A 14,253-nucleotide genomic window follows, 5' to 3' on the forward strand; every position below is an offset into this window, starting at 1 on the left:
GCGACGGCCGCGCGTTAGAGGTGCCTGCCGATCGCGGAGATCGCAGTTGTGGTCGGGTGCACTCGACCACGAGTGCGATCTCGCGGGGGCTGGCCTACCCGGGGCCGGGGCCGGCGTCGCTGCGCGAGATGGCCGAATCGACGTCGAAACGCCCCACAACGGCGTAGATCAGGCCATCTGGCGCGCGACGAGCACCCACCCGCGGCGCACACGACGAAGGCCCCGCCTCCCAGTGGGAGAGCGGGGCCTTCGTACGAGCGCGACGCTCCGGGCGAGAGCCGCCCGAAAGACGCGGCTTAAAGCGCGCTGACCTGCTTGGCGATGGCCGACTTGCGGTTCGCAGCCTGGTTCTGGTGGATGACACCCTTGCTGACGGCCTTGTCGAGCTTCTTCGACGCGACGACGAGAGCAGCGGTCGCAGCAGCCTTGTCGCCGGCGGCGATGGCGGTGTGCGTGGAGCGGAGGGCGGTCTTGAGGCCGCTCTTGACGGCCTTGTTGCGCTCCTGGGCCTTCTTGTTGGTGCCGATGCGCTTGATCTGCGACTTGATGTTTGCCACGGTGGTGACCCTTCGTCTGAGTGAGTTGTAGTTGTTGTACGCAGCCGACCAGACCTTTAGAGGGAAGTTCTGCTCGCGGTAGCGCGATGTCCGCCCGGCACGATGTCGAAAGACACTGACCAGATGAACGGTGGCTGCGATTCGCTGCGCAGCGGGGAAGCGGCAGCGGAAGCCAAAAATCAACACTACCAGGGGGTCCCTCCGCCCACAATGCAGGGCAGAGGCGCGTGTTGCCGACGGATTCGGCACCAAGACGCACGAAGCAAGCAGGAAACATCCCCGTAGTAGCGTCCCAGCATGCCTTCCCTCGCTCCGCACATCGAGTCCGTGCCGGGCTCCGGAATCCGTCGCGTCTTCGAGATCGCGATGAAGCTCGACGACGTCACGATGCTCGTGGTCGGCGAGCCCGACGTCCCGGTGGCCCGCCACATCATCGACGCCGCCCGCCGCGCCTGGGCCGAAGACCGCACGGGCTACACGCCGAACGGCGGCATCACGCCCCTTCGCGAGGCCCTCGTGGCGAAGCTCGCACGCGAGAACCAGATCCAGGCCGATGTCGAGCAGGTGTGGGTGACGGTGGGTGCCACGCAGGCGCTGCACCAGGCGATGGGGCTCGTCCTCAGCCCAGGATCCGAGATCCTCGTCCCCGATCCCGGCTACACGACCTTCACCATGAACGCCCACATGCTCGACGCCCGCGCCGTGCCGTACCAGCTCGCTCCCGAGGCGGAGTTCCAGCCCGACCTGGAGGCGCTCGAGCACCTCGTGACCGATCGAACGCGGGCGATCATCGTCAATTCCCCGTCGAATCCGCTCGGGGTGGTGTTCGGTGAAGCGACGCTCCGACGGATCCTTGATTTTGCGAAACGCCACGACCTCTGGGTGATCAGCGACGAGGTCTACGAATACTTTACCTACGGGCCGAAGCACGTCAGTCTTGCCGCCCTCGACGACGACGATCGAGTGTTCAGCGTGTTCTCGCTCAGTAAGACGTACGCGATGACGGGCGTGCGCGTGGGGTATCTCGTCACGCCGAAGGGTCTCGCCGACACGATGCGCACGGTGCAGGAGGCACAGATCAGCTGCGTCGCCGAGCCCGACCAGTACGCCGCCCTCGCCGCCGTGACCGGCGACAACCAGCCGGTGGCCGACGCTCGCGAGCACTATCGCGAGAACCTCGACCTGGCTCGCAGCCTTCTCGACGAGCGCGGTCTCACCTACCTCGACCCGGAGGGCGCCTTCTACCTCTGGATCGACGTCTCCCACGCCTCGCGCGGCGACGTAGCGACCTGGGCCGAAGACTTCCTGCTGAGTCACCGCGTCGCCGTCGCACCGGGCAGCGCATTCGGCCGCACGGGGGAGGGCTGGATCCGCATCAGCCTCGCCTCACCTGCCGAAGCCCTCACTCGCGGGCTCTCGGCGCTTCCCGCGCCCTGACGCTCGTCTCCAGCCCCACAGAACAGAAACGAAGGATCCGACCCGGCGCCGACGAACCGCACCGTCGCCGGTCCGTGGGAGAATCGACGGACCGCACTCCCGTCTGCAATCAGAGAGTCTCCGTGAGCCCCAAAGCCGTCACCGCCCTCGAGCCGAAGTCGACCGCGCCCGATGCGATCCGCAACTTCTGCATCATCGCGCACATCGACCATGGCAAGTCGACTCTCGCCGACCGCATGCTTGGCATCACGGGCGTCGTCGAAGACCGCGCCATGCGCGCTCAATACCTCGACCGGATGGACATCGAGCGAGAGCGCGGCATCACGATCAAGAGTCAGGCCGTGCGCATGCCGTGGGCGCTTGACGGCAAGACGTATGCGCTCAACATGATCGACACTCCGGGGCACGTCGACTTCAGCTACGAGGTCTCCCGGTCGCTCGCCGCCTGCGAGGGCGCGATCCTGCTCGTCGACGCGGCTCAGGGCATCGAAGCCCAGACGCTCGCCAACCTGTACCTCGCTCTTGAGAACGACCTCGAGATCATCCCGGTGCTCAACAAGATCGACCTGCCGGCCGCCGACCCCGACAAGTACGCGGCCGAGTTGGCGCAGCTGATCGGCGGCGACCCGAAAGACGTGCTGCGCGTGAGCGGCAAGACCGGTGTCGGAGTCGAAGAGCTCCTCGACGTCGTTGTCAACCGCATCCCCGCGCCGAAGGGTGTCAAAGACGCTCCGGCCCGCGCCATGATCTTCGACTCGGTCTACGACAGTTACCGCGGCGTCATCACCTACGTGCGCATGATCGACGGCACCCTGTCGCCGCGCGAGAAGATCCAGATGATGTCCACCCGTGCGGTGCACGACATCCTCGAGATCGGTGTCTCGTCGCCCGAGCCCATCTCGTCGAAGGGCCTCAGCGTGGGCGAGGTCGGCTATCTGATCACCGGCGTGAAAGACGTTCGCCAGTCGAAGGTCGGCGACACGGTCACCACCGCTGCGAAGCCCGCGACCGAGGCCCTCGCCGGCTACACCGAGCCGCTGCCGATGGTGTTCTCCGGTCTCTACCCGATCGACGGCAGCGACTACCCGGTGCTCCGTGAGGCGCTCGACAAGCTCAAGCTCTCCGACGCCGCCCTCGTCTACGAGCCCGAGACGTCTGTCGCGCTCGGGTTCGGGTTCCGCTGTGGGTTCCTCGGCCTGCTGCACCTCGAGATCATCACGGAGCGCCTCGAGCGCGAGTTCAACCTCGACCTCATCACCACTGCGCCGAGCGTGGTCTACGAGGTCACCACCGAAGACAAAAACACGGTCACGGTCACCAACCCGTCGGAGTTCCCCGACGGGAAGATCTCGTCGGTCGCCGAGCCGATGGTCAAGGCCGCGATCCTGGCGCCGAAAGACTACGTCGGCGTGATCATGGAGCTCTGCCAGTCGCGCCGCGGCACCCTGCTCGGCATGGAGTACCTCGGCGAAGACCGGGTCGAGCTGCGCTACAACATGCCGCTCGGCGAGATCGTCTTCGACTTCTTCGACTCGCTGAAGAGTAAGACCCAGGGCTACGCCTCACTCGACTACGAGCCGAGCGGCGAGCAGGAGGCCGACCTCGTCAAGGTCGACATCCTTCTGCAGGGCGAACAGGTCGACGCCTTCTCCACGATCGTCCACCGCGATAAGGCGTATGCCTACGGCGTGCTGATGACGGGCCGCCTTCGCGAGCTCATCCCGCGCCAGCAGTTCGAGGTGCCGATCCAGGCCGCGATCGGTGCCCGCATCATCGCTCGCGAGTCGATCCGCGCCATGCGCAAAGACGTTCTCGCCAAGTGCTACGGCGGCGACATCAGCCGCAAGCGCAAGCTGCTCGAGAAGCAGAAAGAGGGCAAGAAGCGCATGAAGACCATCGGTCGCGTCGACGTTCCTCAGGAGGCGTTCATCGCCGCGCTTTCGGGCGACGTGGAGAAAAAAGAGAAGAAGTAGCACGCGGCCGGCGACGAGAGCGGGCATGCTTAGGGGCATGCCTGCTCTTTTTATCATCCTCATCATCGTCGGAATCGTCCTCTTCGGACTGAGCTTCATCGGCGCCGCCGTCAAGTTCCTGCTGTTCATCGGCCTCATCGTGGTTGCGATCGGTGTGATCGGCTGGATCGTCCGGGCGGTCACCGGCAAGCGCTGAACCCACAAGCGCTGGGGCCCGGCCCCATCGAATGTACGAAAACCGCCCCCGCGACTCTCGCGAGGGGCGGTTTTCGCACATTCGGCGTCGTGCGGTCGCGCGCGGTGCCGAGTGCCGCCTAATGCCGACGCACACGCGCGCAATCCGGCAAAGGGCGGCACTCGGCCCAGAGCGCGAGCAGCACAGGGCCCGGCGTTAGACTCGAAGGATGCGCCGCGCGACCCACACCGACACCCAGACCACCTACGGGCAGGTCGGGGCAACGCAGGCCCCCGACCTGATGCAGTACCCGCCGAAGGGCTTCCGCCCCGTCGAGTACCGCACCCGCATCGGCCACGGCGACGCCCGCTTCGAGGCGGCCTGGTCGGCCATCATGACCTGGAAGGTGCAGGAGCGCAGTGGCATCGATGTCCACGTCGATTCCGTGCCGACCGTCGAGGAGGGCGCATACACGCCCGTCACCTTTGACGACGAGGGCAACCCGCTCGAAGGTGCTGACTACTCGCCCTCCGACGGAGAGTCCCACTTCTCGCCCGAAGGGGAGCCGTTCCTGACTGCCGGAACAACCGCCACGCTTTCGATCAAGGCTTACGGCCGCACCAATCGCGCGCCGGTGCGTGTGGTCTACGTGATCGACGAGCCGACCCGCAAGGGCTTCGCCTACGGCACTCTCGAGGGTCACCCCGAGAGCGGCGAAGAGTCGTGGGTCATCGACCAGACCGACGACGGCTCCGTCTGGCTCACGATTCGCGCGTTCTCGCGTCCCGCCAACTGGAAGTGGCGCCTCGTCGCCCCGTTCCTCCGCGCGCAGCAGAACAAGTTCACCCAGCGCTACCTCCGCGTGCTGGTCGGCGACTAGGCGTGCCCAGCACTCTTCCTCTGGGCGGCCCCGCGCCCGCCGACGGTGCCCTTCCGACATCCGTCGTCGAGGGGGCCGACGCTCGCGACTTCGGCGTTTACCTGCACGTGCCGTTCTGCCGCGTGCGGTGCGGGTACTGCGACTTCAACACCTATACGGGCGACGAGCTCCGCGGGGTGAAGAGGAGCGATTACGCCGGGCAGGCGGTGAGTGAGATCGAGGGGGCCGGCCGGATCCTTCGGTCTTCCGGTCTTCCCGACCGCGTCGTCTCGACGGTCTTCTTCGGCGGAGGCACACCGACAATGCTGCCCTCGAGCGATCTCTCGGCGATGCTCGCGGCGGTGCGCGACACCTGGTCGCTCGAAGACGGGGCAGAGGTCACCACCGAGGCGAACCCCGACTCGGTCGACGCCGAGTACCTCCGGGCGCTCAAAGACAGCGGGTTCACGCGCGTCAGCTTCGGCATGCAGTCGGCTGTTCCGAGCGTCCTGGCGACCCTCGAGCGCACGCACGACCCGGCGAGGATCCCGCTCGTCGTCGAATGGGCCCGAGACGCGGGGCTCGACGTCAGCCTCGATCTCATCTACGGCACGCCCGGTGAGACGCTCGGCGACTGGGAGCGCTCGCTCGACCAGGCCCTCGCGCAGGAGCCCGATCACCTGTCGGCGTACTCGCTCATCGTCGAAGACGGGACGAAGCTCGCCCGGCAGATCCGGCGCGGCGAGGTCGCTCAGCCCGACGACGACACGGCCGCCGACATGTACGAGTTGGCCGACGCGCGCCTCGCCTCGGCGGGCTACGAGTGGTACGAGGTCAGCAACTGGGCGCGCGGCGACGAGCATTCGAGCCGGCACAATCTGTCGTACTGGCGCGGCCACGACTGGTGGGGAGTCGGCCCCGGCGCTCACAGCCACGTCGGGGGAGTCCGCTGGTGGAACGTCAAGCACCCTGCCGCCTACGCCGAGCGCGTGCTCTCGGGCGTCTTGCCCGCGGCCGGTCGAGAGACCCTCGACGCCGAGACCCGTGCAGTCGAGAACGTCCTGCTGAAGACGAGGATCCGAGACGGCCTGCTCGTCTCCGAGCTCGACGAGACCGGCAGAAAGGCCGTCGCCGGGCTCATCGCCGACGAGTTGGTCGACGGCAGGCGGGCGCTTGCGGGCACGATCCGGTTGACGCTTCGCGGTCGGCTGCTGGCCGACGCCGTCGTGCGCCGTCTGCTCGGCGACTGAGCTCGTCCGCTGCTCGCCCGGCCCTGGCTCGGTGATCGGTTTCGCCGAGTGCCGCCAAATGCTCGCCCGGCAAGATCCGTGCCGGCATATGACGGCACTCGGGGCTTTAGCCAGTGCCTGGCTGGCGGCAGGCCGAGCAGCTTTTGCCGAGTGCCGTCCAATGCGCGCGGTGCCGGTGCCGGCGCCGATGCAGCAATTGGCGGCACTCGGGGGTCCGCCGACGCGCAGCAGCTCGCAGAGCGCCTCAGGGCTTGATGAACTCGATGCTCAGCGGGTAGCGGTAATACTCGCCTCGATTGGCCGCCAGCGCGGCGATGATCGAGAAGACGATGTTGACGACCCAGACGGCGCCCACGATCAGAAGGCCGATACCGACGATCGAGAGGAGGCCGCCGACGAAGCTGGCGATCAGCATCGTCAGCTGGAAGTTGAGGGCGACGCGAGTGTGCTCGCGGATGAAGGGCCCGCGGTCGCGCAACAGCAGGTAGCCGATCAGCGACGGCAAGAAGTAGAAGATGCCGCCCACGTGAATCAGCGTGGCCCAGAGCTTCTCGTCTTCGGGCCGGAGCGGCTGCTGCGGCTGGTTGCCGCCGTAGGGAGGCTGATTTCCGCCGTACGGGCCGTCGGTCGGGGGCGGAGGGGGAGGTGTGCCGGTCATGTCTCGCCAATCGTCGTCGGTCAGCGAGCCTAGCGGCACGCCCCGCCCCACGACCAGGGCTTGTCGGGGGCGTGGAGTACCATTGGCAGTCTCACGGAGCGAGTGCCAGCCGTGCGACGTTCCGAATTTGTGGAGGGAGGCGACCGTGGTCAGCGAGCGAGGTCTCGAGGTTCTCCGCGTCATCGTCCATGACTACGTCGAGTCGCGCGAGCCCGTCGGTTCGAAGTCGATCGTCGAGCGCCACCAGTTCGGTGTCTCCGCGGCCACGATCCGCAACGACATGGCTCTGCTCGAAGAAGAAGAGCTGATCGCCGCGCCCCACACGTCGTCGGGTCGAGTGCCCACCGACAAGGGGTATCGCTTATTCGTCAACCAGCTTGCCGACCTGCGGCCGCTGTCTGTCGCCCAGCGCACAGCGATCGAGACGTTCCTCGGCAACTCGTCCGATCTCGACGAGGTGCTCTCGCGCACGGTGCGGCTGCTGTCGCAGCTCACCAACCAGGTCGCGCTCGTCCAATACCCCACGTTCTCCCGAGCCACGGTTCGTCACGTCGAGCTCGTTCGTCTCAGCGAGACCCGCCTGATGACGGTGCTCATCACCGACTCCGGCCACGTCGAGCAACGCAGCATCGAGACGGCGATCGCGGTCGACGAGGCCTTCGTCGGCGAGCTCCGCGCGAAGCTCAACACCCGTGTCGGCGGCAAGACGCTCGCCGAGGCAGCCGCCGTGCTGACCGCGCTGCCGACCGAGTTCCGCCCCGAGCGCGCCGCCTTCGTGGCGGCCGTCTGCACCGCCCTCGTCGACGAGGCGACGGCAGGCCGGCAAGAACGCCTGGTCATGGCCGGCACAGCGAACCTCGTGCTCACCGAAGACGACTTCTCGGGCAACCTCTTTCCCGTCCTCGAAGCCATCGAAGAGCAGGTCACCCTGCTTCGACTCTTCGGCGAGATGCGCGACGGCCCGGCGGGCGACGCCGACGTCATCGCGCGCATCGGACGTGAGAACGACTCGTTCGGCCTCGGCCAGACGTCGGTTCTCGCTAGCGGCTACACGGCGTCGGGTGGCGAGGTGGCCCGGCTGGGCGTCCTCGGCCCCACCCGCATGGACTACTCAAGCAACATGGCGGCCGTCCGCGCGGTGGCACGCTACCTGAGTGGCCTTCTCGGCAACGACTGAGACGATTTCGCACCCTTTCCCGTCGGATCCTGAGCTTCAGGATCCCTCCCCAAGACTCACCGAATCACCTTACGAAAGCACGACGGAGACCAGTGGCAGATCACTATGACGTCCTCGGAGTCGAGCGCAGCGCGACCCCGGAACAGATCAAGAAGGCGTACCGGAAGCTCGCACGCGAGCTCCACCCCGACGTCAACCCGAGCCCCGAGGCATCGGACCGCTTCAAAGACGTCACGCACGCCTACGACGTCCTGAGCGACCCGCAGCAGCGGGAGCGCTACGACCTCGGCCCGCAGTCGGGCTTCGGGGCCGGTGGTGGCGGCGGCGCCGGTTTCGGTGACATCTTCGATGCGTTCTTCGGCGGAAACCAGCAGCGCCAGGGCCCCAGGTCACGCCGTGAGCGTGGGCAGGACGCCCTGCTGCGCCTCGAGGTCGACCTCGAAGACATCATCTTCGGCGTCCAGCGCGACATCGAGGTCGACACGGCCGTGCTGTGCGAGACCTGCAACGGCTCGTGCTGCGCACCGGGTACCAGCCCGCAGACCTGCGACATCTGCCACGGCACCGGGTCGATCAACCGCCAGGTGCGCTCGCTCCTCGGCAACGTGATGACCTCGAGCCCCTGCGGCACCTGCCGCGGCTACGGCACGGTCATCCCGAACCCGTGCCCGACCTGCCAGGCTCAGGGTCGCGTCCGCGCCCGCCGCACGATCCCCGTAGACGTACCTGCGGGCGTCGACACCGGCATCCGTCTGCAGATGCCCGGCCAGGGTGAGGTCGGCCCCGCCGGCGGCCCGAACGGCGACCTCTACCTCGAGGTCAAGGTCAAGCACCACGACGTCTACAGCCGCAACGGCGACGACCTCCTGGCAACACTCGAGGTGCAGATGGCCGACGCCATCCTCGGCACCACGACCACGGTCAAGGCGCTCGACGGCGACATCTCGGTCGAGGTCAAGCCGGGCACGCAGAGCGCCGACGTCGTCACCATCAAAGACCGCGGTGTCACGAGGCTTCGGGGCACAGGTCGTGGCGACCTCAAGATCGGCATCCAGGTGGTCACCCCGACCAAGCTCAGCCACAAGGAGCGCGAGCTGGTCGAGAAGTTCGCCTCCGGCCGCAAGCACGACAAGCCGCAGCTCTCGCAGTTTCAGCAGGGTCTCTTCGGCAAGCTCCGCGACCGGTTTCTGAACTTCTGATCGTGGCGCACTTCTACCTCGCCGACGAGCTGACCGAGACCTCGGTCGGCTCCGACGTGGTGCTGACGGGCGCCGAAGCCCGGCATGCCGTCACGGTGAGCCGGGTTCGGGTCGGCGAGGGGCTCCGTGTCGGCAATGGGCGCGGGCTCGTCGTCGGGGGCACCGTGCAGGAGGCGAGCGGAGACAGACTCGTGCTTCGCGTCGAGACAGTGGCGGCGGATCCTGGTCCGCTTCGCCGTGTTGTGCTCGCACAAGCGCTTGCGAAAGGCGATCGCGACGAGCTGGCCGTGCAGGCGGCCACCGAACTCGGGGTCGACGAGGTCGTGCCCTGGGCGGCGGGGCGCAGCATCTCGCGCTGGGAGGGGCCGAAGGTGGCCAAGGGCCTGGCACGCTGGCGCGCCATCGTGCGCGAAGCGACCAAGCAGTCGATTCGTGCGTGGCAGCCGACGGTGTCCGAGGTGGCGACGACGCCCCAGCTCGTGGCCCGGGCGGCGACAGCACGAGTGCTGGTGCTCGAACCCACGGCGACCGTTGCGCTCTCCACCGTCGATCTGGGCGACGAGGCCGACACCCGCGACGTCGTGATCGTTGTCGGCCCGGAGGGCGGCGTGACGCCGCACGAGATCGAGGCGCTCGAGGCTGCCGGCGCCATTGCTGTGCGCCTCGGCGACTCGGTGCTCCGCACCTCGACAGCGGGCCCGGCCGCGCTGGCCGCGCTGAGTCTGCGACTCGGGCGCTGGTGACGGTGCGCCGCGGCTCCCGCGCCCCGCTTTCTCCGCCCGGTCCGGTGTCGGTCGCCTTCGTTACGATGAGGGCATGAGCACCTCCGCAGCCGAGCCGACGATCTTCGAGCGAATTGTGCGTCGAGAGATCCCGGCGACGATCGTGTTCGAGAGCGATTCGGTGATCGCCTTCGAAGACATCGCGCCGAAAGCACCCGTGCACCTCCTCGTCGTGCCGAAGACCGCCGCCTACGCGAATGTGGTCGAGTTGGCCGCCGGCGATCCCGGGCTGCTCGCCGAGCTCGTCGCCGTCGCGTCGAGGTTGGCGGCGGATCCTGCCGTCATCCGGGAATTCACGCCGGGTGAGTTCCGATTGATCTTCAATACCGGCGAAGCAGCCGGTCAGACCGTTTTCCACGTTCACGCCCACGTCATGGCGGGCACTCTCCAGGAAGGCTCACTTGCCTAGTAGCTCCGAAAGCCCCACCGGTGCCGGCGGCACCGGTTCCACCGTTCGCGACGACCTCACCATCGATGGCGTGGCCATGGTGCAGCTACTCGGTCCGCAGGATCGCCTGCTGCGCACCGTCGAACAGCGGTATCCGTCGGTGCGAGTGCTGGTCCGGGGCAACGAGGTCTCACTCGAGGGCCCCGCAGACGACGTCCGCCGTGCGCGCGACCTCGTCGACGAACTGGTGACGATGGTGCGGTCGGGGCACGAGCTCGGCCCCGCCGAGGTCGCGACCACGGGCGAGATCCTCGACAGCGGCAAAGGTCACCCCGCTGAGCTGTTCGGCGCCACGATCCTGACGAACAAGGGCAAGAGCATCCGGGCGAAGACGCTCGGCCAGAAAGACTACGTCGACGCCATCGACGACAATACGATCGTCTTCGGCATCGGCCCGGCCGGTACCGGCAAGACCTACCTCGCGATGGCCAAGGCCGTCCAGGCGCTGCAGCGGCGCGAAGTCTCGCGCATCATCCTCACGCGGCCCGCCGTCGAGGCGGGTGAGCGGCTCGGCTTCCTGCCGGGCACCCTCACCGACAAGATCGATCCCTACCTCCGACCGCTCTACGACGCGCTCGGCGAGATGATGGATCCCGAGATCGTGCCGAAGCTTCTGGCGGCGGGCACCATCGAGGTGGCTCCGCTCGCGTACATGCGCGGCCGCACGCTGAACGACGCGTTCGTCGTGCTCGACGAGGCGCAAAACACCACGCCCGAGCAGATGAAAATGTTCCTCACGCGTCTCGGGTTCGGCTCCAAGATGGTGGTCACGGGCGACATCACCCAGGTCGACCTCCCGACCGGCTCCAGCGGGCTGCAGCTCGTCACGCGGGTGCTCGGCGAAATCGACGACATCCACTTCGCTCGGCTCACCAGCGACGACGTGGTGCGCCACACCCTCGTCGCCAAGATCGTCGACGCCTACACGAAGTTCGACGCTGAGAAGCTCGCCCGACTCCACGCGAAAGAAGCCCAGTGAGCATCGAGATCAACAACGAATCCGGCATCGACGGGCTGGAGGGCGACGAGGCGACCATTCTTCGCCTCGCGACCTTCGCGCTCGACCAGATGCACGTCCATCCCGAGGCCGAGCTCGCGATCGTGCTCGTCGACGAGGCAGCGATGGAGCAGCTCCACGTGCAGTGGATGGACGAGCCCGGCCCCACCGACGTGCTGAGCTTTCCGATGGACGAACTCCGGCCCGGCACCGAAGACGAGCCGACGCCCGCCGGTCTCCTCGGTGACATCGTGGTCTGCCCGCAGGTCGCCGCCGCCCAGGCTGTGACGGCGGGCCACTCGACGCTCGACGAGATGCTGCTACTTACCTGCCACGGCATCCTGCACCTGCTCGGATTCGACCACGCCGAACCCGACGAAAAGGCCGAGATGTTCGGCATCCAGGGGCAGATCCTCTCGGCCTTCGCCGAGCTCGATTCCGCGAGGTAGCGACCGATGATGATCGCGATTTTCGTCACCGCGGCCGTCCTCCTCGTCGTGTTCGGCGGTGTGCTCGCAGCGACCGACTCGGCTCTGACCGTGTTGAGCCGTGCCGACCTGCTCGAACTGGCCGAGAAGCGGCGCCGAGGTCGCAGCGCCCTGGTAGCGATCGCCGACGACATCGGCGCGCACGTCAATGCGGTCAACTTCGTGCGGATCCTCGCCGAGACGGCCGCCGCCGTACTGGTCTCGCTCGCTTTCGCCTACACGATCGCCGAGTGGTGGTGGGCGTTGCTCCTGTCCGCCCTCATCATGACTCTGGTCTCGTTCGTGCTCGTCGGCTCCAGCCCTCGCAGCGTCGGGCGGGCTCACGCGCGCTCTCTGATCGGCTTCGACGCCTCGCTCGTCCGGGCGATCCGGCTCGTGCTCGGCCCTGTCGCAGCCCTGCTGGTCGCGCTCGGCGACCGGGTGACCCCGGGCCGCAACAGCGCCACTTCGTTCTCCTCCGAAGAGCAGCTGCTCAGCATGGTCGACGAGGCCACCGAGATGGAGGTGCTCGACGAAGACGACCGCACCCTCATCCACTCCATCTTCGAGTTCAGCGAGACCGTGGTCCGCGAGGTGATGGTGCCGCGCACCGACATGGTCACCGTCGACGCCGACGCCACGATCGAGACCACCATGGGCGTGTTCCTCGGTAAGGGCGTCTCCCGTGTGCCGGTCGTCGGGCGCGACAGCGACGACATCCTCGGCATCGTCTATCTGCGCGATACGGCCCGCTTTCTCCACGAGGGTCGTGGTGCGTCGCTCCGTTACGCGTCCGACCTCGCCAAGCCCGCGGTCTTCGTGCCCGAATCCAAGCGAGCCGACGAGACCCTGCGCCAGATGCAGGCGGGCAAGAACCACCTCGCGATGATCGTTGACGAATACGGTGGCATCGCTGGCCTCGTCACCCTTGAAGACCTCATCGAAGAGCTCGTCGGCGACATCAGCGACGAATACGACCAGGCCGTGTCGTCGCACCGCGAGGTCTCAGACGGCGTGTACCTCGTCAGCGCCCGATTGCCGGTCGACGAGCTCGGCGACCTGTTCGGTATCGAGCTCGACGACGACGACGTCGATTCGGTCGGCGGGCTCCTGACGAAGGCGCTCGGGCGACTTCCCGAACGAGGATCCGAGGCCACGGTCTCCGGGCTCATCCTCACCGCGAATCGCACGGAGGGCCGTCGGCGCGACCTGCAGACCGTCCTGGTGCGTCGCGACCCGGCCCTCATCGCCAGCCAGGCCGCCTTCGCGGCTCACGCCGGCTCCACCACCCCGATTCGACCAAATTCCCCCGGCAGCACCAGCACCTCCAACGAGCGGACAGCACGATGACCCCTTCCCCCGAATACCGCGCCGGCTTCGTCTCGTTCGTCGGTCGACCGAACGTGGGCAAATCGACCCTCACCAATGCTCTCGTGGGCGAGAAGGTCGCCATCACCTCGTCGAAACCGCAGACCACCCGTCGCGCCATCCGCGGCATCGTGCACGCACCCAGTGGCCAGCTCGTTCTCGTCGACACCCCCGGCATGCACCGCCCCCGCACACTTCTCGGCGAGCGGCTCAACTCGGTCGTGCAAGACACGCTGGGCGAGGTCGACGTGATCTGCTTCTGCGTTCCCGCCGACGAGAAGCTCGGCCCCGGCGACCGCTTCATCAACGAGCAGCTCGACCAGTTTCCTCGCGCCAAGAAGGTCGCGCTGGTCACGAAGGTCGATGCGTCCTCCCGCGCCGCTGTGGCCGAGCAGCTCCTGGCCGTCAGCGGCCTGCGCGACTGGGAGACGATCATCCCGCTCTCCGCGGTCTCGAAGATCCAGCTCGACACGGTGGTTTCCGAGCTGATCCGACTCCTGCCGGTGTCGCCGCAGCTCTACCCGAGCGACATCGTCACCGAGGAGCTCGTCGAAGACCGCGTCAGCGAGTTCATCCGCGAAGCCGCGCTCGAGGGCGTCCAAGACGAGCTTCCGCACTCCCTAGCCGTCACCATCGACGACATCGTCGAACGCGACGACAAAGAGCTGATCGAGATCTACGCCAACCTCTTCGTCGAGCGCGACAGCCAAAAGGGCATCATCATCGGCCACAAGGGAGCACGCCTCCGCGAGGTCGGCGAGCGAGCCCGTGCTCAGATCCAACCGTTGGTCGGCAAGCAGGTCTTCCTCTCAATCCGGGTGAAGGTCGCAAAAGACTGGCAGCGCGACCCGAAGCAGCTCGGGCGCCTCGGCTTCTAGCCAGTACATCGCGAGAGTGATTCCGCTC

The 14,253-nt window shown here is 67.2% G+C and carries 15 protein-coding genes; 13 read left to right on the top strand and 2 right to left on the bottom strand.

Annotation, left to right across the window (positions count from 1 at the left end; translation table 11 throughout):
* Nucleotides 1-296: 296 nt before the first annotated feature.
* Entirely contained in the window at nt 297-557 is a 261-nt protein-coding gene (gene rpsT, locus ITJ49_RS09305) for a 30S ribosomal protein S20 (protein ID WP_055958372.1), read from the bottom strand.
* Between the two features lie 297 nt (nt 558-854).
* Between rpsT and ITJ49_RS09310 the strand changes: the two genes are divergently transcribed.
* From ITJ49_RS09310 to hemW, 5 genes are all read left to right on the top strand, one after another.
* Entirely contained in the window at nt 855-1,994 is a 1,140-nt protein-coding gene (locus tag ITJ49_RS09310; RefSeq protein ID WP_194604389.1) for a pyridoxal phosphate-dependent aminotransferase, read from the top strand.
* A gap of 122 nt (nt 1,995-2,116) precedes the next feature.
* A complete protein-coding gene (lepA, locus tag ITJ49_RS09315; RefSeq protein ID WP_194604392.1) occupies nt 2,117-3,967 on the top strand; it encodes a translation elongation factor 4 in 1,851 nt (616 codons plus the stop codon).
* Nucleotides 3,968-4,004: 37 nt separating this feature from the next.
* A complete protein-coding gene (locus ITJ49_RS09320; protein ID WP_194604395.1) occupies nt 4,005-4,163 on the top strand; it encodes a hypothetical protein in 159 nt (52 codons plus the stop codon).
* A gap of 208 nt (nt 4,164-4,371) precedes the next feature.
* Nucleotides 4,372-5,022, top strand: a complete 651-nt coding sequence (locus ITJ49_RS09325; protein ID WP_055958361.1) for a DUF1990 family protein — start codon at nt 4,372-4,374, stop codon at nt 5,020-5,022.
* A gap of 2 nt (nt 5,023-5,024) precedes the next feature.
* Nucleotides 5,025-6,251 carry a radical SAM family heme chaperone HemW gene (gene hemW, locus ITJ49_RS09330; protein ID WP_194604398.1) on the top strand — a complete coding sequence of 409 codons (1,227 nt, stop codon included), beginning with the start codon at nt 5,025-5,027 and terminating at the stop codon, nt 6,249-6,251.
* Between the two features lie 244 nt (nt 6,252-6,495).
* On the opposite strand, the gene ITJ49_RS09335 is transcribed toward hemW, so the two are convergent.
* Complete coding sequence (locus ITJ49_RS09335; RefSeq protein ID WP_194604401.1) at nt 6,496-6,909, bottom strand: DUF4870 domain-containing protein; 414 nt, start codon at nt 6,907-6,909, stop codon at nt 6,496-6,498.
* Nucleotides 6,910-7,054: 145 nt separating this feature from the next.
* On the opposite strand from ITJ49_RS09335, the gene hrcA reads away from it, so the two are divergent.
* From hrcA to era, 8 genes are all read left to right on the top strand, one after another.
* Nucleotides 7,055-8,086: a heat-inducible transcriptional repressor HrcA gene (gene hrcA / locus ITJ49_RS09340; RefSeq protein WP_194604404.1), complete on the top strand. Its 1,032-nt coding sequence runs from the start codon at nt 7,055-7,057 to the stop codon at nt 8,084-8,086.
* A gap of 92 nt (nt 8,087-8,178) precedes the next feature.
* Nucleotides 8,179-9,285 carry a molecular chaperone DnaJ gene (gene dnaJ / locus ITJ49_RS09345; protein WP_194604407.1) on the top strand — a complete coding sequence of 369 codons (1,107 nt, stop codon included), beginning with the start codon at nt 8,179-8,181 and terminating at the stop codon, nt 9,283-9,285.
* Nucleotides 9,286-9,287: 2 nt separating this feature from the next.
* Nucleotides 9,288-10,028, top strand: coding sequence for a 16S rRNA (uracil(1498)-N(3))-methyltransferase (locus tag ITJ49_RS09350; RefSeq protein ID WP_194604410.1), 741 nt, complete (start codon nt 9,288-9,290; stop codon nt 10,026-10,028).
* Nucleotides 10,029-10,101: 73 nt separating this feature from the next.
* Complete coding sequence (locus ITJ49_RS09355) at nt 10,102-10,476, top strand: histidine triad nucleotide-binding protein (protein WP_194604413.1); 375 nt, start codon at nt 10,102-10,104, stop codon at nt 10,474-10,476.
* The gene (locus ITJ49_RS09360) at nt 10,469-11,494 is read left to right on the top strand and encodes a PhoH family protein (RefSeq protein ID WP_370544442.1); all 1,026 of its coding nucleotides are present in this window, start codon (nt 10,469-10,471) and stop codon (nt 11,492-11,494) included. The genes ITJ49_RS09355 and ITJ49_RS09360 overlap by 8 nt, the downstream gene beginning before the upstream one ends.
* Complete coding sequence (ybeY, locus tag ITJ49_RS09365) at nt 11,491-11,961, top strand: rRNA maturation RNase YbeY (RefSeq protein WP_055958340.1); 471 nt, start codon at nt 11,491-11,493, stop codon at nt 11,959-11,961. The genes ITJ49_RS09360 and ybeY overlap by 4 nt, the downstream gene beginning before the upstream one ends.
* A 6-nt stretch (nt 11,962-11,967) precedes the next feature.
* Nucleotides 11,968-13,329, top strand: coding sequence for a hemolysin family protein (locus ITJ49_RS09370; RefSeq protein ID WP_194604415.1), 1,362 nt, complete (start codon nt 11,968-11,970; stop codon nt 13,327-13,329).
* Nucleotides 13,326-14,225: a GTPase Era gene (gene era, locus ITJ49_RS09375; protein WP_194604418.1), complete on the top strand. Its 900-nt coding sequence runs from the start codon at nt 13,326-13,328 to the stop codon at nt 14,223-14,225. Before ITJ49_RS09370 ends, era begins: the two co-directional genes overlap by 4 nt.
* The last annotated feature ends 28 nt before the right edge of the window (nt 14,226-14,253 follow it).

The organism is Frondihabitans sp. VKM Ac-2883, from assembly GCF_015350875.1.
GTDB lineage: Bacteria > Actinomycetota > Actinomycetes > Actinomycetales > Microbacteriaceae > Frondihabitans.

Excerpts from the sequence above, each read along its gene's own strand:
- ITJ49_RS09310 (WP_194604389.1), top strand. The coding sequence starts at position 855 with ATGCCTTCCCTCGCTCCGCACATCGAGTCCGTGCCGGGCTCCGGAATC.
- ITJ49_RS09320 (WP_194604395.1), top strand. The coding sequence starts at position 4,005 with ATGCCTGCTCTTTTTATCATCCTCATCATCGTCGGAATCGTCCTCTTC.
- ITJ49_RS09325 (WP_055958361.1), top strand. The coding sequence starts at position 4,372 with ATGCGCCGCGCGACCCACACCGACACCCAGACCACCTACGGGCAGGTC.
- ITJ49_RS09335 (WP_194604401.1), bottom strand. The coding sequence starts at position 6,909 with ATGACCGGCACACCTCCCCCTCCGCCCCCGACCGACGGCCCGTACGGC.
- ITJ49_RS09355 (WP_194604413.1), top strand. The coding sequence starts at position 10,102 with ATGAGCACCTCCGCAGCCGAGCCGACGATCTTCGAGCGAATTGTGCGT.
- ITJ49_RS09370 (WP_194604415.1), top strand. The coding sequence starts at position 11,968 with ATGATGATCGCGATTTTCGTCACCGCGGCCGTCCTCCTCGTCGTGTTC.
- era (WP_194604418.1), top strand. The coding sequence starts at position 13,326 with ATGACCCCTTCCCCCGAATACCGCGCCGGCTTCGTCTCGTTCGTCGGT.